The 26,992-nt window shown below is 61.4% G+C and carries 26 protein-coding genes; 15 read left to right on the forward strand and 11 right to left on the reverse strand.

Annotated elements, in window-relative coordinates:
* Window positions 1-368 precede the first annotated feature (368 nt).
* Together AEQ63_RS15790 and AEQ63_RS15795 are read right to left on the reverse strand one after the other, a co-directional pair.
* Window positions 369-1,685 carry a bifunctional DedA family/phosphatase PAP2 family protein gene (locus tag AEQ63_RS15790; RefSeq protein WP_042610587.1) on the reverse strand — a complete coding sequence of 439 codons (1,317 nt, stop codon included), beginning with the start codon at window positions 1,683-1,685 and terminating at the stop codon, window positions 369-371.
* A 151-nt stretch (window positions 1,686-1,836) separates the two neighbouring features.
* The gene (locus AEQ63_RS15795) at window positions 1,837-2,562 is read right to left on the reverse strand and encodes a DNA-3-methyladenine glycosylase (protein ID WP_042610586.1); all 726 of its coding nucleotides are present in this window, start codon (window positions 2,560-2,562) and stop codon (window positions 1,837-1,839) included.
* 178 nt (window positions 2,563-2,740) lie between these two features.
* On the opposite strand from AEQ63_RS15795, the gene AEQ63_RS15800 reads away from it, so the two are divergent.
* The 13 genes from AEQ63_RS15800 (at window position 2,741) to AEQ63_RS15860 (ending at window position 15,317) form a co-directional block, all read left to right on the forward strand.
* The gene (locus tag AEQ63_RS15800; protein ID WP_064364054.1) at window positions 2,741-4,012 is read left to right on the forward strand and encodes a glutamate-5-semialdehyde dehydrogenase; all 1,272 of its coding nucleotides are present in this window, start codon (window positions 2,741-2,743) and stop codon (window positions 4,010-4,012) included.
* Between the two features lie 16 nt (window positions 4,013-4,028).
* Window positions 4,029-4,703: a nicotinate-nucleotide adenylyltransferase gene (gene nadD, locus AEQ63_RS15805; protein ID WP_442965714.1), complete on the forward strand. Its 675-nt coding sequence runs from the start codon at window positions 4,029-4,031 to the stop codon at window positions 4,701-4,703.
* 72 nt (window positions 4,704-4,775) lie between these two features.
* Window positions 4,776-5,270, forward strand: a complete 495-nt coding sequence (gene rsfS, locus AEQ63_RS15810; RefSeq protein WP_016773024.1) for a ribosome silencing factor — start codon at window positions 4,776-4,778, stop codon at window positions 5,268-5,270.
* A 9-nt stretch (window positions 5,271-5,279) separates the two neighbouring features.
* On the forward strand, window positions 5,280-5,747 hold the full coding sequence (rlmH, locus tag AEQ63_RS15815) for a 23S rRNA (pseudouridine(1915)-N(3))-methyltransferase RlmH (RefSeq protein WP_011063671.1): 468 nt from the start codon (window positions 5,280-5,282) through the stop codon (window positions 5,745-5,747).
* Window positions 5,748-5,757: 10 nt separating this feature from the next.
* Window positions 5,758-7,653: a penicillin-binding protein 2 gene (gene mrdA, locus AEQ63_RS15820; protein ID WP_042610582.1), complete on the forward strand. Its 1,896-nt coding sequence runs from the start codon at window positions 5,758-5,760 to the stop codon at window positions 7,651-7,653.
* 31 nt (window positions 7,654-7,684) lie between these two features.
* Window positions 7,685-8,788 carry a rod shape-determining protein RodA gene (gene rodA / locus AEQ63_RS15825; RefSeq protein ID WP_042610663.1) on the forward strand — a complete coding sequence of 368 codons (1,104 nt, stop codon included), beginning with the start codon at window positions 7,685-7,687 and terminating at the stop codon, window positions 8,786-8,788.
* Between the two features lie 17 nt (window positions 8,789-8,805).
* Window positions 8,806-9,816 (forward strand): lytic murein transglycosylase B, encoded by a 1,011-nt coding sequence (gene mltB / locus AEQ63_RS15830; RefSeq protein WP_042610581.1) that lies wholly within the window; start codon window positions 8,806-8,808, stop codon window positions 9,814-9,816.
* Window positions 9,816-10,826 (forward strand): septal ring lytic transglycosylase RlpA family protein, encoded by a 1,011-nt coding sequence (locus AEQ63_RS15835; protein WP_016773027.1) that lies wholly within the window; start codon window positions 9,816-9,818, stop codon window positions 10,824-10,826. Before mltB ends, AEQ63_RS15835 begins: the two co-directional genes overlap by 1 nt.
* A gap of 187 nt (window positions 10,827-11,013) precedes the next feature.
* The gene (locus tag AEQ63_RS15840; protein WP_016773028.1) at window positions 11,014-12,171 is read left to right on the forward strand and encodes a D-alanyl-D-alanine carboxypeptidase family protein; all 1,158 of its coding nucleotides are present in this window, start codon (window positions 11,014-11,016) and stop codon (window positions 12,169-12,171) included.
* A gap of 80 nt (window positions 12,172-12,251) precedes the next feature.
* Window positions 12,252-12,527 carry a DUF493 domain-containing protein gene (locus tag AEQ63_RS15845; RefSeq protein WP_064364056.1) on the forward strand — a complete coding sequence of 92 codons (276 nt, stop codon included), beginning with the start codon at window positions 12,252-12,254 and terminating at the stop codon, window positions 12,525-12,527.
* On the forward strand, window positions 12,527-13,174 hold the full coding sequence (lipB, locus tag AEQ63_RS15850; RefSeq protein WP_064364057.1) for a lipoyl(octanoyl) transferase LipB: 648 nt from the start codon (window positions 12,527-12,529) through the stop codon (window positions 13,172-13,174). Before AEQ63_RS15845 ends, lipB begins: the two co-directional genes overlap by 1 nt.
* A 25-nt stretch (window positions 13,175-13,199) precedes the next feature.
* On the forward strand, window positions 13,200-14,198 hold the full coding sequence (gene lipA, locus AEQ63_RS15855; RefSeq protein ID WP_161806086.1) for a lipoyl synthase: 999 nt from the start codon (window positions 13,200-13,202) through the stop codon (window positions 14,196-14,198).
* A 171-nt stretch (window positions 14,199-14,369) separates the two neighbouring features.
* Window positions 14,370-15,317 (forward strand): S66 peptidase family protein, encoded by a 948-nt coding sequence (locus tag AEQ63_RS15860; protein ID WP_064364059.1) that lies wholly within the window; start codon window positions 14,370-14,372, stop codon window positions 15,315-15,317.
* Window positions 15,318-15,416: 99 nt separating this feature from the next.
* Here the strand turns inward: AEQ63_RS15860 and AEQ63_RS15865 are convergent, their stop codons facing one another.
* The 5 genes from AEQ63_RS15865 to leuS form a co-directional block, all read right to left on the reverse strand.
* Window positions 15,417-16,739: a lytic murein transglycosylase gene (locus AEQ63_RS15865; RefSeq protein WP_042610577.1), complete on the reverse strand. Its 1,323-nt coding sequence runs from the start codon at window positions 16,737-16,739 to the stop codon at window positions 15,417-15,419.
* Window positions 16,740-16,800: 61 nt separating this feature from the next.
* Complete coding sequence (gene arfA / locus AEQ63_RS15870; RefSeq protein WP_042610576.1) at window positions 16,801-16,965, reverse strand: alternative ribosome rescue factor ArfA; 165 nt, start codon at window positions 16,963-16,965, stop codon at window positions 16,801-16,803.
* Between the two features lie 175 nt (window positions 16,966-17,140).
* On the reverse strand, window positions 17,141-18,178 hold the full coding sequence (gene holA / locus AEQ63_RS15875) for a DNA polymerase III subunit delta (RefSeq protein WP_064364060.1): 1,038 nt from the start codon (window positions 18,176-18,178) through the stop codon (window positions 17,141-17,143).
* Between the two features lie 39 nt (window positions 18,179-18,217).
* Window positions 18,218-18,823 carry an LPS-assembly lipoprotein LptE gene (locus AEQ63_RS15880; RefSeq protein WP_042610574.1) on the reverse strand — a complete coding sequence of 202 codons (606 nt, stop codon included), beginning with the start codon at window positions 18,821-18,823 and terminating at the stop codon, window positions 18,218-18,220.
* 88 nt (window positions 18,824-18,911) lie between these two features.
* Window positions 18,912-21,518 (reverse strand): leucine--tRNA ligase, encoded by a 2,607-nt coding sequence (gene leuS, locus AEQ63_RS15885; RefSeq protein WP_064364061.1) that lies wholly within the window; start codon window positions 21,516-21,518, stop codon window positions 18,912-18,914.
* A 255-nt stretch (window positions 21,519-21,773) separates the two neighbouring features.
* On the opposite strand from leuS, the gene AEQ63_RS15890 reads away from it, so the two are divergent.
* Both AEQ63_RS15890 and AEQ63_RS15895 read left to right on the forward strand, forming a co-directional pair.
* A complete protein-coding gene (locus tag AEQ63_RS15890; RefSeq protein ID WP_024014441.1) occupies window positions 21,774-22,097 on the forward strand; it encodes a hypothetical protein in 324 nt (107 codons plus the stop codon).
* Window positions 22,098-22,200: 103 nt separating this feature from the next.
* Complete coding sequence (locus AEQ63_RS15895) at window positions 22,201-22,980, forward strand: YdcF family protein (RefSeq protein WP_042610572.1); 780 nt, start codon at window positions 22,201-22,203, stop codon at window positions 22,978-22,980.
* 90 nt (window positions 22,981-23,070) lie between these two features.
* Here AEQ63_RS15895 and lnt read toward each other — a convergent pair whose 3' ends face one another.
* The 4 genes from lnt to AEQ63_RS15915 are packed head-to-tail and all read right to left on the reverse strand — an operon-like array spanning window position 23,071 to window position 26,933.
* The gene (lnt, locus tag AEQ63_RS15900; protein ID WP_064364062.1) at window positions 23,071-24,594 is read right to left on the reverse strand and encodes an apolipoprotein N-acyltransferase; all 1,524 of its coding nucleotides are present in this window, start codon (window positions 24,592-24,594) and stop codon (window positions 23,071-23,073) included.
* Between the two features lie 8 nt (window positions 24,595-24,602).
* Window positions 24,603-25,442 carry an HlyC/CorC family transporter gene (locus AEQ63_RS15905; RefSeq protein ID WP_042610570.1) on the reverse strand — a complete coding sequence of 280 codons (840 nt, stop codon included), beginning with the start codon at window positions 25,440-25,442 and terminating at the stop codon, window positions 24,603-24,605.
* A 5-nt stretch (window positions 25,443-25,447) separates the two neighbouring features.
* Window positions 25,448-25,942 (reverse strand): rRNA maturation RNase YbeY, encoded by a 495-nt coding sequence (ybeY, locus tag AEQ63_RS15910; protein WP_064364063.1) that lies wholly within the window; start codon window positions 25,940-25,942, stop codon window positions 25,448-25,450.
* Window positions 25,935-26,933 (reverse strand): PhoH family protein, encoded by a 999-nt coding sequence (locus AEQ63_RS15915; protein WP_042610568.1) that lies wholly within the window; start codon window positions 26,931-26,933, stop codon window positions 25,935-25,937. Before AEQ63_RS15915 ends, ybeY begins: the two co-directional genes overlap by 8 nt.
* Window positions 26,934-26,992 lie beyond the last annotated feature (59 nt).

A 26,992-nucleotide genomic window follows, 5' to 3' on the forward strand; every position in this document is an offset into this window, starting at 1 on the left:
GGGTGCGACGTGGCCGCCGGGGGCTTTCGAGGTGTTTTTGGGCTCATGGAATACTCGGAACAAACAGATTGAAAGGCATTGTTTTCGGAGTTTGAAAGTTGCGGTATCAAACGTTGAACATGCGCTTTAGTTGTAATTAAGCCAAATCAATCTAACCGGTTTTCACTGGGAGGAATGACACTTTCAAGCAAAGTGTGGCCTGATTATGTAACGTCTGTTTTGTACATGTTTCGAGCGGGGAATTGTCTGGTTTTAATCAGGAAGTTTGACCGGGCACAAGTAATCGAGTGTCAGCAGTGAGTGCCGCTCTTGTCGGAATATTCCTAAAGAGCGGCGTTAGACAAACAATACTTGTAAGTTGGTCCGGTTTAGTAGGCGTAACGCAACAGTGTGTGTGGCAGGTGGCGCAAGACGAAAAAACCGAACAGGGCCACCATCGATGGCAGGATCAACCACCAGATCCTGAACGGCATCGGGTCGAGTGACGTCTGCCGCTGGCTCAGCCATAACATCGCGGCGCAGACGCAACTGGCGAGCATGGCGCCGGCGAGGATGTCGGTCGGCCAGTGCGCGCCCAGATAAACCCGCGACAAGGCGATCGACAGCGCCGGGATACAGGCAATCAGCAGCCAGGTCAGGCGCATGCGTGGCGGCTGTCCGCGACCGGCCAGCACGCCGAGTGTCAGGAACAGGGCAAACGCGCCGGATGCGTGGCCGCTGGGCATGCTGTAGGTGGTCAATGGATCACTGAGCACCTCTGGGCGTACCCGGGCGAAAAAGTATTTGGTTCCGGTGTTGGCCATCGCCGTGATGAGCATGGTGGAGCCGGCGAACATCGCCTGGCGCCATTGCTTGCACAGCAACAGCAGCACGACGAGCAGGGCGCTGAACAGCAGCATGTTGCGGAATTCGCCGATCAGGGTCAGCGTCACGGCGATTTCGTCCAGCGCTGGCTGGCGGTGCTCCTGCACCAGGGTCATCACGCCATTGTCGAGCGCGGTCAGGTACGGATAGCCGATGAACAGGCCGATCAGGATCAGCAGGCTCATGCTGCCGATCCAGATTGTCGCGCGACGATGACGACGCACGCTGCTGTTGACGCTCAGGCCGACCATCACTGCCACGCTGGCGGCGACGATGCCGGCCTCAAGCCAGAAACCTTCGGGCAGAGGCAGGCGGAACGCAGCACCTGTGGCCCAGCCCGGCAGCAGATAGGCCAGGCTCCAGCCGGCGGCTGCGAGCAGGCTGACGGCGAAGAAACGCGGGAACGGCATGTCGCACATCCCCGCGACCATCGGCAGCATCGGCCGCAAAGGACCGATGAAACGCCCGACCAGCAGGCTGGCGATGCCATAGCGCTGGAAGTAAGACTCGGCACCCGCCATCCATTCCGGGTGATGGCGCAGCCCGGGGAGGCGGCGGATGTTCTGGTGGAAATGGCGCCCGAGGAAATACGAAATCAGATCGCCGAGGATGCCGCCGAGAAAGCCCAGCAGCAGCGTCTCGCTCAATGACAGCGCGCCGCTGCCGGCCAGTACCGCCACGGCGAACAACAGCACCGTGCCCGGGACGATCAGCCCGGCAATCGCCAGACATTCCACGCACGCAACGATGAACACCGCTGCGGCCAGCCACTGTGGATTGGCGCCGAGCCATCCGGTGATGCTATCGAGCCATGGGCCCATAGAGAAAACTCCATCCAATCTTTAATTGATCGTTACGCGTTTGACTTCTGACCTGGGGGAGCGAGCCTGCTCGCGAATGCGGTGTGTCAGACGATAGAAGCGTTGGCTGGCACGACCCCTTCGCGAGCAGGCTCGCTCCCACACGGGGACATCATCTATTTGCGGATTCGGCGTCAGCTCCGGGAAGCAGGCAATAATCCCGGCCTTCGACCTGACCCCGTCGCAGCGGGTTCCGCGTGCACCATTGGGCATACGCGGCGTCAACGAAGCGATACATCAAGTGTTCATCACGGCCCAGCGGAATGCCCAGTCGGGTGGTCTGGATAATGTGTGTCGGCGCCGCCCCGGCGTCCTCGACCAGCAACAATTCATGATCGAAACGCTTGGCGTCCCACATCGGCACTTTCAAACCCAGCGCCTTGCACAGCAATGTCTGTCCGGCGCAGAGCTTCTGCGTCGGACGCGGCCGGCCCTGGGCATCGGGGTTGTTCACCAGCATCTGCGCCAGACTCGCCGGGCCGCTGACTTCATCGACCCACGGATAGGCGGACTTGATCAAAACGGCATTGCCCGGCCCCTGGGCGCTGAAGTTCAGCGAATCACCGCCGCGGGCGTAGTACATATAGATGTGCCCGCCATCCAGAAACAAAGCCTTACGTTTTTCTGTATAGCCGAGGGAGGCGTGGCTGCCTTTTTCCGCGCAGTAATAAGCTTCGGTTTCGATGATCCGCGCACTCAGCCACAGATCGCCGACGCGGTGACGGATCACTTTACCGAGCAGAGCCTGCGCCAGTACCTGGGCGTCGCGGTCGAAAAAACTGTCCGGCAGGCCCACGGGCAGGCGCGCGGACTCGGGACATAGGGGCACGTTGGTCATGATGGGCAAGGTTTATCCAGGCTCAATGAGGTCGTGATGATAACAACGCTGAGCTTAATTACGTCTGAACGACGGGCAAACGCAGCTCATTTCGACCATCCGCCCGTCACCGCTGTTAGTCCCGGGACGCGACAGCTATAATCTGCCGCTTTCCTCTTTGCCAAGACCCCAGCAGACCATGACTGAGTCCGTTCTTGACTACATGACCCGATTGGGTCGCGCCGCCCGCGCTGCCTCCCGGGTCATCGGTCGCGCCAGCACCGCGCAGAAAAACTGCGCCTTGCAGGCTGCCGCCAATGCTCTGGATGCTGCGCGCGCCGAGCTTGCTGCCGCCAATGAGCAGGATCTGGCAGCCGGTCGCGCCAACGGTCTGGAACCGGCATTGCTCGAGCGTCTGGAACTGACCCCTGCACGCATCGACGGGATGATCGTCGGCTTGCGCCAGGTCGCAGCACTGGCGGATCCGGTCGGCGCGATCCGCGACATGAGCTTCCGTCCGTCGGGCATTCAGGTCGGCAAGATGCGTGTCCCGCTGGGCGTGATCGGGATCATCTACGAATCCCGCCCGAACGTGACCATCGATGCCGCCAGCCTGTGCCTGAAGTCCGGCAACGCGACGATCCTGCGCGGTGGCTCCGAGGCGATTCATTCCAACCGGGCGATTGCCGCCTGCATCCAGCGCGGCCTGGCCGAGGCTGAATTGCCCGCCGCCGTGGTGCAAGTGGTGGAAACCACTGACCGCGCCGCCGTCGGTGCGATGATCAGCATGCCTGAATACGTCGACGTCATCGTTCCGCGTGGCGGGCGTGGCCTGATCGAGCGCATCAGCCGCGATGCCCGGGTACCGGTGATCAAGCATCTGGACGGCATCTGCCACGTTTACGTCAGCGCACACGCCGATCTGGCAAAAGCTCAACGCATCGCCTTCAACGCCAAGACTTACCGTTATGGCATCTGCGGCGCGATGGAGACCCTGCTGGTCGATCAGGCTGTTGCAAATGACTTTCTGCCAGCAATGGCCGCGCAGTTCCGCGAAAAAGGCGTCGAGCTGCGTGGTTGCGAGCGTACCCGGGCGATCATCGAGGCTGTAGCCGCCACCGAGGACGACTGGCACACCGAGTATCTGGCGCCGATCCTGTCGATCCGCGTGGTCGACGGCCTGGAGCAGGCGATCGAACACATCAACCATTACGGCTCCCATCACACCGACTCGATCGTCAGCGAAAACCTCGCCGACACCCGCCGGTTCGTGGCGGAAGTCGATTCGGCCTCGGTGATGATCAACACACCGACCTGCTTTGCCGATGGATTTGAATACGGATTGGGTGCCGAGATCGGCATTTCTACTGATAAGCTGCACGCCCGCGGCCCGGTGGGCCTCGAAGGGCTGACCTGCGAGAAGTACATCGTGGTCGGCGACGGCCAGTTGCGCGGCCAGGCGACGGTCTGACTTGACCGACCTCGACCTGACAGCGCCGCAGACCGGCAGCGAGTCGCGCCCGCAACGCATTGGCGTACTGGGCGGTACGTTCGACCCGGTGCACATCGGCCATTTGCGTGGCGCGCTGGAAGTCGTCGAGGCGTTGGCGCTGGACGAGTTGCGCCTGATGCCGAACGCGCGGCCGCCACATCGCGGTACGCCGCAGGTGTCGGCGCAGGATCGGCTGGCGATGGTCGAGTGCGCGGTGGCCGGATTGCCGCCGCTGGTGGTGGACGCCCGCGAATTGCAGCGGGACAAACCGTCCTGGACCATCGATACCCTGGAGTCGCTGCGCGCAGAGATGCCCGCCGAGACCCAGGTTTTTCTGCTTTTGGGCTGGGACGCATTTTGCGGCCTGCCCACTTGGCACCGCTGGGAAGAGTTGCTCCAGCATTGCCACATCCTGGTGCTACAGCGCCCGGACGCCGACAGCGAACCGCCGGATGCCTTGCGCAACCTGCTGGCAGCGCGTTCGGTGAGCGACCCGCTGGCCCTGAAAGGGCCGAGCGGACAGATTGCATTCGTCTGGCAGACACCGCTCGCGGTTTCCGCCACCCAGATCCGTCAACTGCTGGCCAGCGGTAAGTCGGTACGTTTCCTGGTGCCCGACGCGGTCCTGGCCTACATCGATGCGCACGGTCTGTACCGTGCGTCGAACTGAACAAGGCGTGCTTCACCGATGCGGATTACCGTATCCCCAAGCCGCCGAATACATGAGCAAAACGAGTTTCATATGACTGATAAAGATCTACCGAAAGTAAAGCGCAAAGGCACGTTCAAGAGCGCACCACTGCCGGAAGCCGTCAACACCAACGAGCCGCTCAAGGGCGACGAACTGGTCAAGATTGCCGTCGCCGCGCTGGAAGACGTCAAGGCCCAGGACATCCAGATCATCGATGTGCGCGACAAGCAGAGCATCACTGACTACATGATCATCGCCACCGGTACTTCCAATCGCCAGATCAACGCGATGCTGGACAAGGTCCGCGAGGAAGTGAAAAAGCAGGGCGCCAAGCCGCTGGGCGAAGAAGGCAAGGGCGACAGCGACTGGGTGCTGCTCGACCTCGACCTGGTGATCGTGCACATGATGACCGCCTCGGCGCGTCAGTTCTACGACCTGGAGCGCCTGTGGGCCGGTGCCGAGCAAAGCCGTGCGGCTGATGCCAAGCACCACAGCCCGGAGAACACCCACGAGCATTTCACCAAGCTCAACAAAGACCAGTTCTAAGGGATTGCTGTGCGACTGCGCCTGATCGCCGTCGGTTCACGCATGCCCAAGTGGGTGGAAGAAGGCTGGCATGAATATGCCAAGCGTCTTCCATCCGAGCTGGCGCTGGAACTGGTGGAAATTCCGCTCAACACCCGTGGCAAGAATGCCGACGTGGCCCGTTTCATCCGCCAGGAAGGCGAAGCCATGCTGGCCAAGGTCGGGCACAACGAGCGGATCGTCACGCTGGAGGTTCACGGCAAGCCCTGGAGCACCGAGCAACTGGCGGTCGAACTCGATCGCTGGCGCCTGGATTCGCGCACGGTCAACTTCATGGTCGGCGGCCCGGAAGGGCTGGCACCGGAAGTCTGTGCCCGCGCCGACCAGCGCTGGTCGTTATCGCCGCTGACCTTGCCGCACCCGTTGGTGCGGATTCTGATCGGCGAACAGTTGTACCGTGCCTGGACCGTGTTGTCCGGCCACCCTTACCACAAGTAAGCCTGCCCTCATGTCTCAGCCGATCCGCATCAAGGACCACGAAAAGGACGCCCGTCTGGTGCGCAGCCGTGTCGTGTTCGGTGCGATCGTGATCGTGTCGCTGATCTGTGTGCTGATCGCGCGCCTGTATTACCTGCAGGTGATCCAGTACGAGTACCACTCGACCCTGTCGGAAAACAACCGCGTCCACGTGCAGCCGATTCCGCCGACGCGCGGGCTGATTTTCGACCGCAACGGTGTGGTCGTGGCCGACAACCGGCCGAGCTTCAGCCTGAGCATGACCCGCGAGCGCTCCGGCGACTGGCAACAAGTGCTCGACGTCATCGTCGAGGTGCTGGAGCTGACGCCCGAGGACCGGGTGATCTTCGAGAAACGCATGCGTCAGGGGCGCCGGCCGTTCGAGCCGGTACCGATCCTGTTCGAGCTGACCGAAGAACAGATCGCCCGGATCGCGGTGAACCAGTTCCGCCTGCCCGGGGTGGAAGTGGTCGCGCAACTGGTCCGGCATTACCCGCAGGGCGCGCATTTTGCGCACTCGGTGGGCTACATGGGGCGGATCAACGAGAAAGAGCTGAAGTCGCTGGATCCGGTCAACTACAGCGGCACCCACCACATCGGCAAAACCGGCATCGAGCGTTTCTACGAGCCGGAATTGCACGGTCAGGTCGGTTACGAGGAAGTCGAGACCAACGCCCGTGGCCGCGTGTTGCGCGTGCTCAAGCGCACCGATCCGATTCCCGGCAAGGACATCGTCCTGAGCCTCGACATCAAATTGCAGGAAGCCGCCGAGGCCGCACTGGGCGGGCGACGTGGCGCGGTGGTAGCGCTCGATCCGAAAACCGGCGAGGTGCTGGCGATGGTCAGTCAGCCGAGTTTCGACCCGAACCTGTTCGTCACCGGCATCAGCTTCAAGGCCTACGCCGAGTTGCGCGACTCCATTGATCGGCCGCTGTTCAACCGTGTGCTGCGCGGCCTGTACCCGCCGGGCTCGACGATCAAACCGGCGGTGGCGATTGCCGGTCTCGACGCTGGCGTGGTCACGGCTTCCAGCCGAGTGTTCGACCCGGGCTATTACATGCTGCCCAACTACGATCACAAGTACCGCAACTGGAACCGCACCGGTGACGGCTTCGTCGACCTCGATACGGCGATCATGCGGTCCAACGACACCTACTTCTATGACCTGGCGCACAAGCTCGGCATCGATCGGCTGTCGACCTACATGAACAAGTTCGGCATCGGCCAGAAGGTTTCGCTGGACATGTTTGAAGAGTCCCCGGGCCTGATGCCGTCTCGCGAATGGAAGCGGGCGACGCGCAAACAGGCGTGGTTCCCCGGCGAAACCCTGATTCTCGGGATCGGCCAGGGCTACATGCAGTCGACTCCGCTGCAACTGGCCCAGGCCACGGCGCTGGTGGCCAACAAGGGCATCTGGAATCGTCCGCACCTGGCCAGGTCCCTCGATGGGGTCAAACCGGTGGATGACAACCCGATGCCTAACATCGTCCTGCGCGACCCCTCCGACTGGAACAAGGTCAACCACGGCATGCAGCAGGTGATGCACGGTGCCCGTGGTACCGCGCGCAAAGCGGCGATCGGCGCGCAATACCGCATCGCCGGCAAGTCCGGTACCGCGCAGGTGGTGGCGATCAAGCAGGGCGAGAAATACGACCGCTCCAAGGTTCAGGAGCGCCACCGCGACCACGCCCTGTTCGTCGGCTTCGCCCCGGCCGATGACCCGAAAATTGTCGTCTCGGTGATGGTCGAGAACGGTGAGTCCGGCTCCGGCGTGGCCGCGCCCGTGGTACGTCAGGTGATGGATGCCTGGTTGCTCGACCAGGACGGCCATCTGAAAGCCGAGTACGCCAGCCCTATCACTGCGGAGGCCACGGCCCGTGATGAATAATTTTGATCGCATGCTCTCCAGCGAGGATGTGATGCGTCGCCGCGCGACGTTGCTGCAAAGACTGCATATCGATGGCCCGCTGTTGATCCTGTTGCTGATCCTCGCCGCCGGCAGTCTGTTCGTGCTGTATTCGGCCAGTGGCAAGAGCTGGGATCTGCTCGGCAAGCAGGCGACGTCGTTCGGCATCGGCCTGGTGGCGATGATCGTCATCGCCCAGCTCGAGCCGCGATTCATGGCCCGCTGGGTGCCGCTCGGCTACGTGATCGGCGTGGTGTTGCTGATCGTCGTCGACATCATGGGCCACAACGCCATGGGCGCCACGCGCTGGATCAACATCCCCGGGGTGATCCGCTTCCAGCCCTCGGAATTCATGAAGATCCTGATGCCGGCGACCATCGCCTGGTATCTGTCGAAACGTACCTTGCCGCCGCAGCTCAAGCACGTCGGCATCAGCCTGATGCTGATTGGTGTGCCGTTCATTCTGATCGTGCGTCAGCCGGATCTCGGCACATCGCTGCTGATTCTGGCTGGTGGCGCCTTCGTCCTGTTCATGGGCGGCCTGCGCTGGCGCTGGATTCTCAGCGTGCTGGCGGCGGCGGTGCCGGTGTCGGTGGCGATGTGGTTCTTCGTCATGCACGACTATCAGAAGCAGCGGGTCCTGACCTTTCTCGACCCGGAAAGCGATCCGCTCGGCACCGGCTGGAACATCATTCAGTCGAAGGCGGCGATCGGTTCCGGCGGCGTATTTGGCAAAGGCTGGCTGCTCGGCACCCAGTCGCACCTCGATTTCCTTCCGGAAAGCCACACCGACTTCATCATTGCCGTGCTGGGCGAAGAGTTCGGTCTGGTGGGGATTTGTGCACTGCTGCTGATCTACTTGCTGTTGATCGGTCGCGGGCTGGTGATCACTGCCCAGGCGCAAACGCTGTTCGGCAAATTGCTCGCCGGCGCGTTGACCATGACTTTTTTTGTTTACGTTTTCGTCAACATCGGTATGGTCAGTGGCCTGTTGCCGGTCGTAGGGGTGCCGTTGCCGTTCATTAGCTACGGAGGAACTTCGCTGGTGACGCTGCTGTCAGCGTTTGGGGTTTTGATGTCGATCCATACCCATCGCAAGTGGATCGCACAGGTTTGAATAAGGTGAAGAGTGCAATGCAAGCAATGCGTGGCTGGGCGACTCGATGCGCGCCGCTGGTTGGCCTGATGGGCCTGCTGGGGAGCGTGCAGGAAGCGCTGGCCGGCGACTATGAAGGCTCGCCGCAGGTGGCCGAATTCGTCGGTGAAATGACCCGCGACTACGGTTTCGCCGGGGAACAACTGATGGGTGTGTTCCGCGAGGCGCAACGCAAGCAGTCGATTCTCGACGCCATCTCCAAACCCGCCGAACGGGTCAAGCAGTGGAACGAATATCGTCCGATGTTCATCACCGACGCGCGCATCGCCCGGGGTGTGGACTTCTGGCGTCAGCACGAGGCGACCCTGGCCCGCGCCGAGCAGGAATACGGCGTGCCGGCACAAGTCATCGTGTCGATCATCGGCGTCGAGACCTTTTTCGGACGTAATACCGGCAATTTCCGGGTGATCGATGCGTTGTCGACCCTCGGCTTCGACTATCCTCCCCGTGCCGAATTTTTCCGCAAGGAACTGCGTGAGTTCCTCCTGCTGGCCCGCGAAGAGCAGGTCGATCCGCTGACCCTGAAAGGCTCGTACGCCGGGGCCATGGGCCTGCCGCAGTTCATGCCGAGCAGCTTTCGCGCCTACGCAGTGGATTTCGACGGTGACGGCCACATCAATATCTGGAACAACCCGGACGATGCGATCGGTAGCGTCGCCAGCTATTTCAAGCGCCATGGCTGGGTCGCCGGTGAGCCAGTGGTCAGCCGCGCCGATGTGCGCGGCGAGCAGGTCGATGAAGGCCTGACTACCGGTATCGAGCCAGTGAAAACGGTCGCAGAGTTGCGGGCGCTGGGCTGGTCAAGTCATGATGCGCTGCGCGATGATATGCCGGTTACCGCATTTCGCCTCGAAGGCGACAACGGCCCTGAATACTGGATGGGCCTGCAGAATTTCTACGCGATCACGCGTTATAACCGCAGCGTGATGTACGCCATGGCCGTACATCAACTGTCTGAACAGCTGGTACAAGCACGGGGCGTCAAGTAATGCAGGCATTGCCTAACAATAAACCCCTGAAGCTGGTGGCTTTCGCTGCGTTGGCAGTCCTGGTCGCCAGTTGCACGACCAGCCGCACGCCGACACAGAAAACCCCGTCCACCGCGGTCCGCGCCCAACCGGGCCTGGACATCAACCGCGCGCACAAAGACGGCGCGCCGTGGTGGGACGTCGATGTCTCGCGCATCCCCGATGCGACACCGACCCTGCACACCGGCCCTTACAAGGCCAACCCTTACACGGTGTTGGGCAAGACCTATTTCCCGCTGCAGGAATCCAAGACCTACGTGGCCTCGGGCACGGCGTCCTGGTACGGCACCAAGTTCCACGGTCAGAACACCGCCAACGGCGAAGTGTATGACCTGTACGGCATGAGCGCCGCGCACAAGACCTTGCCACTGCCAAGTTACGTTCGGGTGACCAACCTGGACAACAACAAGACCGTGATCCTGCGCGTCAACGACCGTGGGCCGTTCTACTCCGATCGCATCATCGACTTGTCCTACGCGGCGGCGAAAAAACTCGGCTATGCCGAAACCGGCACCGCACGGGTCAAGGTCGAAGGCATCGATCCGCAGCAATGGTGGGCGGCCAAGGGCCGTCCGGCGCCGCTGATGCTCAACGAGCCGCAAGTGGCGCAGAATAGCGCCCCGGTGATCACCGCTTCGGCCGGTACTGTCGAGCAGTGGACGCCACCGCCGCAGCAGCACGCGGCGGCCGTGGTGCCCGTGCAGATCGATGCAAAAAAAAACGCTTCTGCACCAGCGTCTGGCCAGTATCTGCAGGTGGGCGCGTTCGCCAACCCGGACGCTGCCGAACTGCTGAGGTCGAAGCTCAGCGGGATGGTGAGCGCGCCGGTGTTCATCAGCTCGATCGTGCGCAATCAGCAGACCCTGCACCGGGTACGCCTGGGGCCGATCGGCTCGCCGGGTGAAATCGCCCAGGTGCAGAACAGTGTGCGGCTGGCCAATCTGGGTTCGCCCAGCGTGGTTACTGAGTAATACGTAGACCTTGATTGACGGTTCACTTGCGGTATTCGGGGGGTGAACCAGGTTGCTGGCTCGTCGAAGAACAAAAGCCCGGCAAGGGTGACTGGAGTGAGCAACTGAACACGCGATGGCCCGTTAGAAGGCTGTCTGAATAAGTTTTGCCTTCGGGCAAGTTTCCATTAGCGATTTCGAGAGACGGATGAACATCACCACCTTTGCCAAACGCCTGTGTCTGCTAGTCCCGCTGCTCCTCTCGCCAGCCGCTTTCGCGGCCGAGATGATGCCGTCGCCACCACAACTGGCCGCCAAGGCCTATGTTCTGATGGATGCCAGCAGCGGCAATGTGCTGGTCGAAAACAACGGCGACCAGCGTCTGCCACCGGCCAGCCTGACCAAGCTGATGACCGCTTACATCGCGACCCTGGAAATCCGTCGCGGCCAGATCGGTGAAAACGACCCGGTGACCGTCAGCGAAAACGCCTGGCGCACCGGCGGTTCGCGGATGTTCATCAAGGTCGGCTCGCAGGTGACTGTCAGCGACCTGCTGCACGGCATCATCATCCAGTCCGGTAACGACGCCAGCGTCGCCCTGGCCGAGCACATCGCCGGCAGCGAAGACGCATTCGCCGACCTGATGAACAAGACCGTCACCGAACTGGGCATGACCAATACCCACTTCATGAACCCGACCGGTCTGCCGAACCCTGAGCACTACTCGTCGGCACACGACATGGCGATCCTGGCCCGTGCGATCATCCACGAAGACCCGGCTCACTACGCGATCTACTCGCAGAAGGAGTTCTTCTGGAACGGCATCAAGCAGCCTAACCGCAACCTGCTGCTGTGGCGCGACAAGACCGTTGACGGTCTGAAAACCGGCCACACCGACGAAGCCGGCTACTGCATGGTGTCCTCGGCGGTACGTGACGGCCAGCGCCTGATCGCCGTGGTGTTCGGCACCAACAGCGAAGTGGCCCGCGCCGCAGAAACCCAGAAGCTGCTGACCTACGGTTTCCGCTTCTTCGAAACCCAGACCTTCTATCAGAAGGGTACTGAACTGGCGCAGGCGCCGGTGTGGAAAGGCACCACCAGCCAGGTCAAGGCCGGCCTGGCACAAGACCTGACCATGACCCTGCCGAAAGGCCAGCTGAAGAAGCTCGCTGCCAGCATGACCATGAACCCGCAACTGGTTGCGCCAATCGCCAAGGGCGACGTGATCGGTAAAGTCGAAGTCAAACTGGAAGACAAGGTGGTGCACAGCGCCGACCTGATCGCTCTGGATGGCGTCGAGGAGGGTGGTATCTTCCGCCGCATGTGGGATAGCATCCGTCTATTCTTCTACGGCTTGTTCAACTGATTCAGTGTTGACCTGCATGGCCCCGCCCCGATCCGGTGCGGGGCCATGTGCGTTACCACGGCTTAAGAGGCCGTTACGCCATGACCGATACCGAAGTACAGGCGCCAAAGATCGAATTTCCGCAGACTGATTATCCGATCAAGGTGATCAGCGACACGGGCGTCGGCAACAAAGACCAGATCATCGACATCGTCAAGAAACACGCGACCATCAACGATGAGCGCATCGACGAACGTCAAAGCACCAACGGCAAATACACCACGATTCAGTTGCATATCGTCGCCACCGACCAGGATCAGCTGTACAACATCAACAGCGAACTGCGGGCGACCGGCTTCGTGCACATGGTGTTGTGATGCACGGCACGCTGGGCTTTCGCGAGCTTGGCCAGATGGCTTACGAGCCGGTCTGGCATGCCATGCAACGCTTCACCAACGAACGCGGCAATGCTGCCGCCGACGAAATCTGGCTCGTCGAACACCCGCCGGTGTTCACCCAGGGCCAGGCCGGCAAGGCCGAACACCTGTTGCTGCCGGGAGATATTCCGGTGGTGCAGGTCGATCGTGGCGGCCAAGTGACTTATCATGGCCCCGGGCAACTGGTGGCTTATCTGTTGCTGGATGTGCGCAAGCTGGGTTTCGGCGTGCGTGATCTGGTCAGCCGCATGGAAGCCTGCCTGATCGAACTGCTGGCCAGCTACGGCGTCACCGCTGCGGCCAAGCCAGATGCTCCCGGCGTGTATGTCGATAGAGCGAAAATCGCTTCTCTGGGTTTGCGCATTCGCCACGGTTGTTCCTTTCATGGCCTGGCCCTGAACGTGGATATGAACCTGGAACCGTTTCGACGGATTAATCCCTGCGGCTACGCCGGGCTGGCCATGACCCAGCTGAGCGATCACGCAGGATCGATTGAATTTGCCGAGGTAAGTGCCCGGCTGCGCGCGCAGCTCGTCAAACACCTCGACTATGCTGAGCAGACGACCCTCACGGGCGGAATCGACTGATATGACTACTGATGCAGTGCAAACCATGATCCCGACGCTCGACGTGACCGAGCGCCCGGCCCCGCGTCCCAAGGTTGAAGCCGGCGTCAAGCTGCGCGGCGCCGAGAAGGTTGCACGCATCCCGGTCAAGATCATCCCGACCACCGAACTGCCGAAGAAACCCGACTGGATTCGCGTGCGCATCCCGGTTTCGCCGGAAGTCGACCGCATCAAGAGCCTGCTGCGCAAGCACAAGCTGCACAGCGTCTGCGAAGAGGCATCCTGCCCGAACCTCGGCGAATGCTTCTCCGGCGGCACCGCGACCTTCATGATCATGGGCGACATCTGCACCCGTCGCTGCCCGTTCTGCGACGTTGGCCACGGCCGTCCGAAGCCACTGGACGTCAACGAGCCGGAAAGCCTGGCCATCGCCATTGCCGACCTCAAGCTCAAATACGTGGTGATCACTTCGGTGGACCGCGATGACCTGCGTGACGGCGGTGCCCAGCACTTTGCCGACTGCATCCGCGAAATTCGCAAACTGTCGCCGAACGTGCAGCTCGAGACCCTGGTCCCGGACTACCGTGGCCGCATGGACATCGCGCTGGAAATCACCGCCGCCGAGCCGCCGGATGTGTTCAACCACAACCTGGAAACCGTGCCGCGCCTGTACAAGGCTGCGCGCCCGGGTTCGGATTACCAGTGGTCGCTGACGCTGCTGCAGCGCTTCAAGCAGATGATGCCGCACATTCCGACCAAGTCCGGCCTGATGCTGGGCCTGGGCGAGACCGACGAGGAAGTCATCGAAGTCATGAAGCGCATGCGCGAACACGACATCGACATGCTGACTCTCGGCCAGTACCTGCAACCGTCGCGCAGCCACTTGCCGGTGCAGCGTTTCGTGCACCCGGACACCTTCTCCTGGTTCGCCGAAGAAGGTTACAAGATGGGCTTCAAGAACGTTGCATCGGGCCCGCTGGTACGTTCCTCGTACCACGCCGACGAGCAGGCGAAGCTGGTCAAGGCCGAGCTGCTGGGTTCCTGATTCAGCGCCGAGGAAAAATGCCCGCCGAGGTCTGATAGCCCGGCGGGCATTTTTTTGCCCGACTTACATTCGCTGCTGATTTTTCCTTCAATGCACGGCGTGGCTGATCCTCTTCTGTTTGTTCACGTTCCTGACTAATGTGTGAGCATCAATTCACAGGGAGATCCAAGGATGACCGTTCGACCGACCCATACACTCTGCCCGCACACAGCCGTGCCCGCACTGCCCTCGGAAGGGCTGATCGGCGTCATTGCGCCTGCCGGCCCGGGTGCTCTGGACACCGATAAGGCGCTGCAATGGATGCGCGCACGCGGCTATGGGCTGAAGGTGTTTCCCGGCGTCTACGAGAAGGACGGCTATCTGGCCGGCAGTGATGACGTGCGTCTGCGCGATCTGCACGCGGCGTTCGCTGATCCCGACGTCGACGCGATCATTTGCCTGCGCGGCGGCTACGGCACGCCGCGTCTGCTCGACCGAATCGATTACGACCTGCTGAGCCGTCACGCCAAACCCTTTGTCGGCTACAGCGATATCACCGCGCTGCATCTGGCCATCAGTCGCTACGCCGGATTCGTGACCTTTCACGGGCCGTTGCTCAATGCCGACCTGCTGGGCGACAAGGAGCCGCCGACCGTCACTTCATTCTTTGCCATGCTCCGCGGGCAAATGAAGGCGGGCAGTGTGCTGAGCCATCCGGCGGCTTATCCGCTATCAACCGTCGAGCCGGGCGTTGCCCACGGGCGGTTGCTGGGAGGCAATCTGGCGATGATCGCCGCGACCCTCGGCACGCCTTACGAGATCGATGTCGACGGCGCGGTTCTGTTCATCGAGGATATCAACGAGCCGCTGTATCGTATCGACCGTCTGCTGACCCAGATGCGTCTGGCTGGCAAGTTGGCCAGGCTGCGCGGTGTGCTGGTCGGTGATATCGCCGGGGTGGATGTCGAGGCGCTGAATCGCTTGCTCAAGCAGACGTTTGAGCCGTTGCGGATTCCAGTGTTGTCGGGCTGGCGCAGTGGCCATTGTGATCCGAACCTGACGCTGCCATTGGGCGCGCTGGTGCGGCTGGATGCGGGGAAGCAGGAGTTGATGCTGGAGCAGGATGTGGTCATCCGGTAATTCGGGTGAGGCAAAAAAGATCGCAGCCTTCGGCAGCTCCTACATGGATTGACGAGCATCCTGGAGGAGCTGCCGAAGGCTGCGATCTTTTGATTTGTTCTATTGGCTACGCAGGCTCTCAAGCAACTTGTGCGTCGGATAACCATCCGCCGGCCAGCCCAGCGCTTGCTGCGCGCTGCGAATCGCTTTGCGGGTGTTGGCGCCGATAATCCCGTCAGCCGTGCCGGCGTCGTAATTACGCGCGCTCAACAGCGTCTGCAGTTCGATGCGCTCGGTACGGCTCAGCGGCAGGTCATCTTTCGGCCAGTTGCCATTGATCAGGCCTGCACCTTCGAAACGCTCGGACAACAGACTCACTGCCAGCGCATAGGACGACGAATTGTTGTACTTGAGAATCGCCCGGAAGTTGTCGAGGATCAGAAACGCCGGGCCACGATAGCCGGCGGGCAGCAGCAGGGCGGCGGACAGTTGTTCTGAACCTGCCGGAACCTGAGCGCCGTTCGGCAGGTTCACGCCCAGTTGCCGCCATTCAGCCACGCTTTTACGAATCGCGCCGTCCGCCAGGGTGTAGTTGAAACCGCTCGGCAGCTGCACTTCGAAGCCCCATGGCTGGCCACGCTGCCAGCCCGAGCTCTGCAGGTAATGCGCAGTCGAAGCCAGCGCATCCGCCGGGCTGCCCCAGATGTCGCGGCGACCGTCACCGTCAAAGTCCACCGCATGGGTGTTGTAGGTGGTGGGAATGAACTGCGTCTGGCCCATTGCACCGGCCCAGGAACCCAGCATCTTCTCCGGTGTGATATCGCCCTGTTGCAGAATCTGCAGGGCGGCGATCAATTGCGCGTGAGCAAAGCCCGGGCGACGCCCCTCGTAGGCGAGGGTGGCCAGCGAGTTGATCACCGACTTGCTGCCCTGGAACTGGCCGAAATTGCTTTCCATGCCCCACACCGACACCAGCGCCTGGCGATCAACACCATAACGCTGCTCGATGCTTTGCAGAATGTCGGCGTACTGGTTGATCAACGCCTGGCCCTTGCGCACACGCAACGGCGACAACGCGCCGTCGAGGTATTCCCACACGGGGCGGGAGAACTCTGGCTGACTGCGATCGGCACGAATCACGCTGGCGTCGAAGCTGACATTGGCAAATGCCTGATCGAACAGCTCGGCACGAATCCCCGCGGCGAGGGCATCCTTGCGGAAACCGGCCTGCCATTCGGCAAAGGTCTGGGTCGGTTGAATATCGAGCGGGTCGGTGGACGGCACTACCGGCGGAATGATCGCTGGGGCCGTGGTGACCGGGGCGGCTTGAAGCGGTTGTGCATCGGCGGCGGTGGGTTTTTCCGCGCAGGCGACAAGCAGAATGAAGCTGGAGGCAGCGATCAATTGGCGAACAGGCCAACGACGGGAAAGACTTGGGGGCATGCACAGTTCCAGGGGAAACGAATCAGGTGCAGACCTTAACATGAGCGGGGGGTAGTGCGCTTCAGGCAGCCAGAAAACAAGAAGCCTCCCAGTTGTCAGACTGGAAGGCTTCGCGGCGGTAGCTGCCTTTGCCCTTGGAAGGTCGTTCCTGGCGGCTGCGGAACAAGGGCTGGGCGACGATGGATTTGGCCTTGTTGGGGCCATGCTTTGCAGGCTTTTTGCTCATGAGGGTTCTCTCGGTGAGGTGAGTTTTGCGGGGGGAATAATCTGCCGATGTCGGGCATCTGTCTATAGGACAAATATGGGCAGTGTTTGTAGGAAAACAAGATCAAAAGATCGCAGCGTGCCGCAGCTCCTACAGGGATCGGTGTAGAGCTGCCGAAGGCTGCGATCTTTTGATCTTATTCAGCAGGTAATGACAGTCGCTGGCCTGACATCAATAAAGCCAGACGGCTAAGGCTCATCCACGGCGAACCCGCCGCCTGACCCTTGATCTGCGCATCGATACGCTGGGCTTCGAGCAGCAGCTGCGCCCAGCGTTGCGCCGAATAGCGTTGCAGGGCCTTGCTCATCAGCGGCTTGCGCTTGTCCCAGACCGGCGGTTTCGACTGGCTGAAGCACTTGTCCAGCGGTGTGCCCTGGCTGTATTGCAGGGAAATATTGGCCAGCAGGCGCAGCTCCCGCGCCAGCGCCCAAAGGATCACAGGCGGCTCGACGCCTTCACCGCGCAGACCTTCGAGCATGCGCAAGGCGTGAGCCGGTTCGCCGTTGAGCACCGCGTCGGTCAGGCCGAACACGTCAAACCGCGCACTGTCGGCCACGGCGGCCTGCACGGTTTCGACGGTGATCTGCCCACCTTCGGCCATCAACTTCAGCTTTTCGATTTCCTGGGCGGCGGCGAGCAGGTTGCCTTCGACACGTGCGGCAATCAATTCGACAGCATCCTGACTGGCCGACAGGCCTGCCTGCGACAATCGCTGACGAATCCAGCTCGGCAGTTGATTGGCATCCACCGGCCAGATCTGCACGAACTGGGTTTGCTGGCCTTCGACCAGGGCCTTGCCCCACTTGGTTTTCTGCGCACTGCCATCGAGCTTCGGCAAGCTGATCAGCAGCAGCGTATCTTCGGCGGGGCGCGAGCAATATTCGATCAGCGCGGCCGCGCCTTTGTCGCCCGGTTTGCCCGACGGCAGACGCAGCTCCAACAGGCGTTTTTCGGCGAACAGCGACATGCTGGCACCGGCCTGCAGCAACGTCCCCCAATCGAAATTGGCGTCGGCGGCGAAGACCTGACGTTCGTCAAAACCTTGCTGGCGAGCAGCACTGCGGATGGCATCGGCGGCTTCCTGACACAGCAACGGGTCATCGCCGCTGATGATGTAGACCGGCGCGAGTGCGCCTTGCAGGTGTTTGCCGAGTTGCGCGGGAGTGAGCTTCATAAGGAAGGGCGAGCGGGGCGCCTGAGCGCCCCGGCCGTCTTACTGCTGCGGGATTTCGAGCGGCGACTGACGCGGAGTTTCCGCTTCAGCCTTTTGTGCCGCTTCCAGCGCGTCGGCTTCGGCCTTGGCGCGGTCATTGGCGGCTTGCTGCAGTTGCTGCAATTGCCCCGGAGTCAGCTGTTGCAGGCGCAGCATCATGCGCTGTACCAGTTCGCGGCGGATTTCGCGACGGGCATCGTTGGCTTCCTGATCGGAACCGACGAGGTTGTTGCCGTCATGAATGAAGACTTTCTGCACTTCGAGCTTGTCGCTGAGCAGCGACAGGTTCTTCTCGCCGCGGATATCGTAGCTCAGCACTGTGCTGACCTGATATTCGCCTGTACGACCGGCACCGGCGTAGCTGAGGATGCGCTGGCTTTCCTGCTCGTCAGCCAGAAACAGCTTGTACGGCGCGCCGCTGTAGATCTTGACGCCACTGGACTCAAGCACCTGACGCAGTTGCGTCACGGTTTCGCCGTAGGCGTTGCGCGCGCTCAGGTCGAGTTCCTTGATCGACAGTTCGTTGGTGCCGGTACCACGCAACTGGAAACCGCAGGCGCTCAGCAGAACGGCGAGGCCCATCACCAGCAGATTGCGTTTGATCATTGTGTTGCTCCCCTTGAAACCAGGTGAGCCGACTCTGCGGCCCGAAAGGTTTTACTGGGTGCCAGGCGAACCCGACACCCGATCCAATTTAGCTGGCGACGATGTTGACCAGTTTGCCCGGCACCACAATCACTTTGCGAATGGTCAGGCCGTCGACGAACCGCAGCACGTTCTCGTTGACGCGCGCGGCGGCTTCGATTTCCTCGCGGGTGGCGCTGGCCGGCATTTCGATCTGGCCGCGCAGTTTACCGTTGACCTGAATGACCAGGGTCAGGTTGTCCTGCACCAGAGCGCTTTCGTCCACCGCCGGCCAGCCGGCATCGATCACCGCATCGGCGTGACCCAACTGTTTCCACAATTCATGGCTGATATGCGGGGTGATCGGTGCCAGCAGCAAAGTGACCGCTTCGAGACCTTCGTGCAGCAGCGCGCGATCCTGTTCGGTGCCTTGGGCGGCTTTTTCCAGCACGTTCATCAGCGTCATGACTTGCGCGATGGCGGTGTTGAATTTGTGGTTCTGGCCGACGTCATGGCTGGCCTGCTTGATCGCCAGGTGGATCGCGCGACGCACGGATTTCTGCTCGTCGCTCAGAGCGCCAACCTCAAGCTTGCCCGGCAAGCCTTGGGTGACGTGGGCTTGCGCCAGACGCCAGACACGCTTGAGGAAGCGGTGCGAGCCTTCAACGCCGGAGTCCGACCATTCCGCACTCATGTCGGGCGGCGAGGCGAACATCATGAACAGGCGGCAAGTGTCGGCACCGAACTGGTCGATCATCGACTGCGGATCGACGCCGTTGTTCTTCGACTTGGCCATCTTCTCGGTGCCGCCGATTTCCACCGGCAGGCCGTCGGATTTCAGCCTGGCGCTGATGACCTTGGCTTTGCTGTCGCGTTCGAGTTCGACGTCGGCCGGGTTGAACCAGGTGTAGGCGCCGTTGGCTTCGCGACGATAGTAGGTTTCGGCGATCACCATGCCTTGGGTCAGCAGGTTCTTGAACGGCTCGTTGGAGCTGACCAGGCCTTCATCGCGCATCAGCTTGTGGAAGAAGCGCGCATAGAGCAGGTGAAGAATGGCGTGTTCGATGCCACCGATGTACTGATCCACCGGCAGCCAGTGATCGGCGGCGGATTTCTCGACCAGACCACCCTCGAAGTGCGGGGAGGCGTAACGGGCGTAGTACCACGACGACTCGACGAAGGTGTCCATGGTGTCGGTTTCACGCTTGGCAGGCTCGCCGCATTTCGGGCAAGTGCACTCGTAGAACTCGGGCATGCGCGCCAGCGGCGAACCGGCGCCGTCCGGCACCACGTCTTCAGGCAATACGACCGGCAGTTGATCTTCCGGCACCGGTACGTCACCGCACGCAGCGCAGTGGATGATCGGGATCGGGCAGCCCCAGTAGCGCTGGCGGCTGATGCCCCAGTCGCGCAGGCGGAACTGGGTGCGCGAGGCGCCCAGCTCTTTCTTGATCAGGGCCACTTCCATGGCGTCGAACGCGCCAGCGAAGTCGAGGCCGTCGAACTCACCGGAGTTGATCAGCGTGCCGTGCTCGCCATAGGCGTCTTGCCACGGCGCTTGGTTGGTGTCACCGGAGCTGGTGCGCACTACCGATTTCACCGGCAGGTTGTACTTGTGGGCGAATTCGAAATCGCGCTCGTCGTGCGCCGGGACCGCCATGACTGCGCCGTCGCCGTAGTGCATCAGCACGTAGTTGGCGACCCACACCGGCAGTTTTTCACCGGTCAGCGGGTGCTCGACGAACAGGCCGGTCGGCAGGCCTTTCTTTTCCTGGGTGGCGACGTCGGCTTCAGCGACGCTGCCGCCCTTGCATTCAGCGATGAACGCTTGCAGCTCGGGGTTGTTTTGCGCGGCCAGGGTCGCCAGCGGGTGCTCGGCCGCCACGGCGACGTAGGTCGCGCCCATCAGGGTGTCCGGACGGGTGGTGAAGACTTTCAGGGTGCCGGCTTCGCCGATCGAGTCGACGTTGTACGGAAACTGCACTTCCATGCCGCGGGACTTGCCGATCCAGTTGCGCTGCATGGTCTTGACCTGCTCCGGCCAGCCAGTCAGTTCGTCGAGGCTCTCCAGCAGCTCGTCCGCATAGGCAGTGATCTTGAAGTAGTACATCGGGATTTCGCGCTTTTCGATCAGCGCGCCGGAGCGCCAGCCGCGTCCGTCGATGACTTGCTCGTTGGCCAGCACGGTCTGGTCGACCGGGTCCCAGTTCACGGTGCCGTTCTTGCGGTAGATCACGCCTTTTTCGAACAGGCGAGTGAACAGCCATTGTTCCCAGCGGTAGTAGTCGGGCTTGCAGGTGGTCACTTCACGGGACCAGTCAACCGCGAGGCCGAGGCTGCGCAGCTGCGACTTCATGTAGGCGATGTTCTCGTAGGTCCACTTGGCGGGCGCCACGTTGTTCTTCATCGCGGCGTTTTCCGCCGGCATGCCGAACGCATCCCAACCCATTGGCTGCAGAACATTCTTGCCTTGCATGCGCTGGTAGCGCGAGATCACGTCGCCGATGGTGTAGTTGCGCACGTGGCCCATGTGCAGCTTGCCGCTGGGGTACGGGAACATCGACAGGCAGTAGTAGGTTTCCTTGCCTGGCTGTTCACTGACTTCAAAGGACTTTTGCTCATCCCAGAACGACTGGGCGGCGGCTTCGATCTCACGTGGCTGATATTGTTCGTGCATGGCTACTTTTGTACTGGATAGGGGTGGCCTAATCCGCTTCGACGGCTGCATTCGGGATCGCCCGAGTGCGCTGGAAGTGGAATGACAGGAAGCGCCGTAGCATACATGACCGCGCTTGGCCGAGGGAAACCCTGATTACAGCTGTTCGCCAGAGGGTTTGCGTGGCGAGGGCCGTTGGTCGCGGCGTGTAGCCGGTTCGTGCAGCGAAGCTAAGCTCTAACTGGGGAGTGAGTCTTATCTTCAATGAGGTGAGGGATGGTGGAGCAACGGAAAAAAAACGTAACGAAACCCGAGTTGTACGAAAGGTTGATCGATCGTCTGGGCATGGCGCTGGACGCCGTGAAAACTGCTGACCGGCTGCGCGACGAGCGCCCCCTGGAACTGGAATTGCGTGGCTTGAGCCCCGCCGAGTTCAAACTGGTCAAGGCCTATCTGGATCGCAGTGAACGTGAAACGCAGGGATGCCTGTCTCAAGCAGTGAAGCAGCTCGATGCAGCACATTCGGCCAAGGTCATCTGGCTCAAGGACAAGGCGCCGCGCAGAGACACCGGCAAGGTTCGCTCTGTGCAGGCCAAGTAAGCGCATGGCAGGTCGGGAACGGATCTTTTGCAACAGGATCCCGCCTATTGGTTGTAACCCTTGATTAACACTCTTAGGCTTCGGGCATCTTTGGAGATGCCCGATGCCCTTTCGATATTTCATCAAACAACTTTTATTGCCGCCCGGCATTCTCTTGCTGCTGTTGCTGGCCGCCTGGTGGCTGCGCCGCTCGCGACCGCGTCTGGCTGGCGTGTGTTTTGCCCTTGGATTTGGCGGCCTGTGGCTGATGAGCCTGCCGGTGGTGGTGCAATGGAGCGCCAAGGCATTGGAGCGCGAGCCGCCGCTGGCCCGGCAGGAATGGGCGACGTTGGGGCAACGCGCCGAAGCTATTGTGGTGTTGGGCTCGGGACGTGAGCGCGGTGATCTCGCCTGGGGCGAAGACCAGCCAACCGGCGTCGGTCTCGAGCGTCAGCGTTACGCGGCGCGCCTGGCCAAGGCCTCGGGCTTGCCGATCCTGACCAGCGGCGGCCTGCATTACGGCACGCCACCGACCGAGGCGAAATTGATGGCGGATTCGTTGCGTGATGACTTCGACGTGAGCGTGCGCTGGCAGGAAGGCGAGAGCCGCACCACATGGGAAAACGCGCGGTTCACGGCGGATATTCTCTTGCCGCAGGGGATCAAACGGGTCGTCGTGGTGACACAGGCGTGGCATATGCCGCGCGCGGTGTGGAGTTTTCAACAGGCGGGATTCGAAGTAGTGCCAGCGCCGGTGGGTTTTCTTGGCACCGATAACGCCCGGCCTTTCGGTGGCTGGCTGCCGGAGTTCAAGTCGATCTGGCAGAGCGGGCAGTTGCTCAATGAAGCGGTGGGGCAGGTGGGGTATTCGCTGTTTTACCGAGGTGAAGCCAACCACGATTGACTCGCTGCTGCTAATGCCCTCTTCGCGAGCAGGCTCGCTCCCACATTGAAATGCATTCCAACTGTGGGAGCGAGCCTGCTCGCGAAGCTTTTAAAGGGTTTTCGACATCCGGTTCGCCATCAGCGCCCAGCCAAACAGCAGCAGGCACAGCACAATCAATGGCCATGAACGCCATTGCAGATAAGGCGTCAGGTTATGCATCGGCACCACTTCGCCGTACAGCACGCCCTGTTCGAACTGCGGAATCTGCTCGGTGATCTGCCCGAACGGGTTGATCAGGCCGGTAACGCCGTTGTTGGTCGCGCGGATCATCCAGCGTCCGGCTTCCAGTGCGCGCATCTGCGCCATTTGCAGATGTTGCAGCGGCCCGATGGAAGTGCCGAACCAGGTGTCATTGCTGATCGTCAGCAGCAGATCGCTGCGTGCCGATAGCCCGGCGGCGAATTCCGGATAGACCACTTCGTAGCAGATGAACGGTGCGATCTGGTAACCCTTGGCCTGCAACAGCGCCTGATCGGAAGGGCCGCGAGCGAAGTCCGACATGGGCAGGTCGAAGAACGCGATCAAACCACGCAACACATCCTGCAACGGCACGTATTCGCCGAACGGCACCAGTTTCTGCTTCAGATAAGTGCCGTCGCCTTCGCCGACCACGGTGATGCCGTTGAAGAAGCGTCTCTCTTTATGCACGGTCTGGCGGATCGGTACACCGGTGATCAGCGCTGATTTACGCTCGGCGGCGAAGCTGCCCATCATCGTCAGGTAGCCCTCGGCGGACTCCTTCAGAACCGGCACGGCGGTTTCCGGCCAGATCAGCAGGTCGACCGGTTTGGAACGGAAACTCAAGTCGCGGTACAGCGCCAGTTGTGCGTTGAGCTCGGCCGGGTCCCATTTCATGCTTTGCGCGACGTTGCCCTGAATCGCAGCCACCGTCAGCGGTGCGCCGGACGGGCTGGTCCAGGCGTGGCCTTTGAGGGCGACGCCCGCTATCCAGGGGCCCAGCAGAAGTACCAGGCCGGCAGCGATAAAACCCTTGCGCCGCGCCTGCAACAAGCGCGGCGCGTTGTAGATCAGTGCCGCCGTCAGTGCCAGAACAAATGACACCAGCCACATTCCGCCCACCGGTGCGAGCCCGGCCAGCGGGCCGTCGAGCTGACTGTAACCGGAGTAAAGCCACGGGAAACCGGTGAGGAACCAGCCGCGAAACGCTTCCTGCCCGACCCACAGCGCAGCAAAAGCCAGGGCATCCGCCAGCGGCGCCTCGTTACGGCGCAACCAGCGCGCCCACAGCCAGGCGGGCAAGGCGAAGAACCAGGCAATTGCCGCTGTGAACAGCAGCATCAGGAACCCGGCGAGCAACACCGAAGCGCCGCCAAAATGGTGAATGCTGTAATAGATCCAACTGGTGCCGGCGCCAAACAGGCCGAAGCCGAAGCACCAGCCACGACCCAGCGCCTGACGAGGGCTCAGCTCACGCAAACCGGCATAGAACAGACCGACCGCCAGCAACGCCAGCGGCCAGATGTTGAACGGGGCGAGAGCGAAAGTGGTGATTGCACCGGCCGCCACGGCCAGCAGGTTACCGGGCCAGCCGGGGCGGGTAGTCCAGCGCATTTCAGTCCTTAGCGAGCAATAGGTGTCAGACGCAGCAAATGAATCCGACGGCTGTCGGCGTTCAGGATGCGGAAACGATAGGCGCCGATTTCAGTGATTTCGTTGCGTTTTGGCAAGTGGCCGAACGCGCTCATCACCAGACCGCCGACGGTGTCGAATTCGTCGTCGGAGAATTCGCTGTCGAAAAACTCGTTGAAGTTCTCGATCGGCGTCAGCGCCTTGATCAGGAAATCACCGCTGGGCAGCGGCTTGATGTAGCTGTCTTCCTCGACGTCGTGCTCGTCCTCGATATCGCCAACGATCTGTTCGAGCACGTCTTCGATGGTCACCAGACCGGCCACGCCGCCGTACTCGTCGATGACGATGGCCATGTGGTTGTGGTTGGCGCGGAATTCACGCAGCAACACGTTCAGACGCTTGGACTCCGGCACAAACGTGGCCGGGCGCAGCAGATCCTTGATGTTGAAGCTGTCGCCGTTCTCTTTGAAGATCAGCGGCAGCAGATCCTTGACCAGCAGCACGCCCATCACGTCGTCATGGCTTTCGCCGATGACCGGATAGCGCGAGTGGGCCGAGTCGACCACGGCCGGGAGAAATTCGCGGGGTGTCTGGGTCGCCTTGATGCTGATCACTTGCGAGCGCGGCACCATGATGTCGCGCACTTGCAGGTCAGCCACCTGAATGGCGCCTTCGACGATGGCCAGCGCTTCGCTGTCCAGCAGTTTGTTCTGATGTGCGTCGCGCAGCAGCTCGAGGAGCTCCTGGCGGTTCTTCGGCTCGTGGGCAAAAGCCTGGGTCAGTTTACCCAGCCATGACTTCTGCCCGTTGCTCGATCGATCTTCGCTCATAGCGATTACTCTGAATCCTTTGTTGTAACGATGGGGGAGTGTTCGGTTTCGTCGTCCGCGTACGGATCGCGATAGCCCAGTTCGGCAAGCAACTCGCGTTCCAGTGCTTCCATTTCCTCGGCTTCGTCGTCATCTATATGGTCGTAACCCAGCAGATGCAAGCAGCCGTGAATGACCAGATGTGCCCAGTGGGCCTTTAGTTCCTTGCCCTGCTCGGCGGCTTCGCGTTCGACCACGGCCACGCAGATCACCAGGTCGCCGAGCAGCGGGATGTCGAGAAACTCGTCAGGCACTTCCGCCGGGAACGACAACACATTGGTCGCGTAATCCTTGTGGCGCCAGGTGTGGTTGAGCTCGCGGCCTTCTTGCTCATCGACCAGACGAATGGTCATTTCCGAATCAGCGGTGCGCTGGCGCAGGGCCAGTTCGCACCACTGACGGAACTCGGCTTCACTGGGCGCGCTGGCCTCGGTGGCGATTTGCAGATCCAGCTCAAGCATCGCGCGAGGCTTCCTTCGCGGCTTCGGCACGGGTCTCGAAGCGCTCGTAGGCCTCGACAATCCGCTGCACCAACGGGTGGCGCACGACGTCTTTGGGCTGGAAGTGGGTGAAGCTGATGCCGGGCACGTCTTTCAGCACTTCGATCACATGGTGCAGGCCGGATTTGGTGCCGCGCGGCAGGTCGACCTGGGTGATGTCGCCGGTGATCACGGCGGTGGAGCCAAAGCCGATGCGCGTGAGGAACATCTTCATCTGCTCGACGGTGGTGTTCTGGCTTTCGTCGAGAATGATGAAGCTGTTGTTCAGCGTGCGACCGCGCATGTAGGCCAGCGGCGCGACTTCAATCACTTGTTTTTCGATCAGCTTGGCGACGTATTCGAAGCCGAGCATTTCGTACAGTGCGTCATACAGCGGGCGCAGGTACGGGTCGATCTTCTGCGACAGGTCGCCGGGCAGGAAGCCGAGTTTTTCACCCGCTTCGACCGCCGGACGCACCAGCAGGATGCGGCGGATCTGCTCGCGCTCCAGCGCGTCAACCGCGCAGGCCACGGCCAGATAGGTCTTGCCGGTACCGGCCGGGCCGATGCCGAAGTTGATGTCGTTGCCGAGGATTTCCTTCACGTAGCGCTGCTGATTCAAGCCGCGTGGGCGAATCATGCCTTTTTTCGTACGCAGGGCGACGGTCGGTTCGGCAGGGGCCGGATTGTCGAGATCCGCGCCGGCCGATTCCTGGATGAACAGGTGCACAAGGTCTGGCGACAGCTCGGTACCCTTGGTTTCCCGGTACAGGCGGCGCAGCAGGTTTTCCGCAGACGTGGTGAGTTTGGGGTCGCCAATCAGCTCGAACTGGTTTCCGCGATTGCGGATCTCGATGGCCAGGCGCTGCTCGATCAAGCGCAAATGCTCGTCGAATTGCCCGCACAGATTGGCGAAGCGGCGAGCCTCAAAAGGCTCGAGGAGAAAACGATGTGGTTCGATGGGTGCGTTCAAGGTCGTATTTAGCCGCCCTGGGGCAATTAGGATGAAATCAAGGATAACGCCAGTGGCGT

Source organism: Pseudomonas sp. RIT-PI-o (genome assembly GCF_001297215.1).
Lineage (GTDB): Bacteria > Pseudomonadota > Gammaproteobacteria > Pseudomonadales > Pseudomonadaceae > Aquipseudomonas > Aquipseudomonas moraviensis_A.

Coding starts and splice junctions, on each gene's coding strand:
- lipB (WP_064364057.1), top strand. CDS start 12,527: ATGCACGGCACGCTGGGCTTTCGCGAGCTTGGCCAGATGGCTTACGAG.
- AEQ63_RS15795 (WP_042610586.1), bottom strand. CDS start 2,562: ATGACCAACGTGCCCCTATGTCCCGAGTCCGCGCGCCTGCCCGTGGGC.
- rsfS (WP_016773024.1), top strand. CDS start 4,776: ATGACTGATAAAGATCTACCGAAAGTAAAGCGCAAAGGCACGTTCAAG.
- rodA (WP_042610663.1), top strand. CDS start 7,685: ATGCGTCGCCGCGCGACGTTGCTGCAAAGACTGCATATCGATGGCCCG.
- AEQ63_RS15905 (WP_042610570.1), bottom strand. CDS start 25,442: ATGAGCGAAGATCGATCGAGCAACGGGCAGAAGTCATGGCTGGGTAAA.
- holA (WP_064364060.1), bottom strand. CDS start 18,178: ATGAAGCTCACTCCCGCGCAACTCGGCAAACACCTGCAAGGCGCACTC.
- AEQ63_RS15860 (WP_064364059.1), top strand. CDS start 14,370: ATGACCGTTCGACCGACCCATACACTCTGCCCGCACACAGCCGTGCCC.
- leuS (WP_064364061.1), bottom strand. CDS start 21,518: ATGCACGAACAATATCAGCCACGTGAGATCGAAGCCGCCGCCCAGTCG.
- AEQ63_RS15840 (WP_016773028.1), top strand. CDS start 11,014: ATGAACATCACCACCTTTGCCAAACGCCTGTGTCTGCTAGTCCCGCTG.
- AEQ63_RS15845 (WP_064364056.1), top strand. CDS start 12,252: ATGACCGATACCGAAGTACAGGCGCCAAAGATCGAATTTCCGCAGACT.
- AEQ63_RS15880 (WP_042610574.1), bottom strand. CDS start 18,823: ATGATCAAACGCAATCTGCTGGTGATGGGCCTCGCCGTTCTGCTGAGC.
- AEQ63_RS15865 (WP_042610577.1), bottom strand. CDS start 16,739: ATGCCCCCAAGTCTTTCCCGTCGTTGGCCTGTTCGCCAATTGATCGCT.
- mrdA (WP_042610582.1), top strand. CDS start 5,758: ATGTCTCAGCCGATCCGCATCAAGGACCACGAAAAGGACGCCCGTCTG.
- arfA (WP_042610576.1), bottom strand. CDS start 16,965: ATGAGCAAAAAGCCTGCAAAGCATGGCCCCAACAAGGCCAAATCCATC.
- AEQ63_RS15790 (WP_042610587.1), bottom strand. CDS start 1,685: ATGGGCCCATGGCTCGATAGCATCACCGGATGGCTCGGCGCCAATCCA.
- lnt (WP_064364062.1), bottom strand. CDS start 24,594: ATGCGCTGGACTACCCGCCCCGGCTGGCCCGGTAACCTGCTGGCCGTG.
- mltB (WP_042610581.1), top strand. CDS start 8,806: ATGCAAGCAATGCGTGGCTGGGCGACTCGATGCGCGCCGCTGGTTGGC.
- lipA (WP_161806086.1), top strand. CDS start 13,200: ATGATCCCGACGCTCGACGTGACCGAGCGCCCGGCCCCGCGTCCCAAG.
- AEQ63_RS15835 (WP_016773027.1), top strand. CDS start 9,816: ATGCAGGCATTGCCTAACAATAAACCCCTGAAGCTGGTGGCTTTCGCT.
- AEQ63_RS15890 (WP_024014441.1), top strand. CDS start 21,774: ATGGTGGAGCAACGGAAAAAAAACGTAACGAAACCCGAGTTGTACGAA.
- AEQ63_RS15800 (WP_064364054.1), top strand. CDS start 2,741: ATGACTGAGTCCGTTCTTGACTACATGACCCGATTGGGTCGCGCCGCC.
- AEQ63_RS15895 (WP_042610572.1), top strand. CDS start 22,201: ATGCCCTTTCGATATTTCATCAAACAACTTTTATTGCCGCCCGGCATT.
- ybeY (WP_064364063.1), bottom strand. CDS start 25,942: ATGCTTGAGCTGGATCTGCAAATCGCCACCGAGGCCAGCGCGCCCAGT.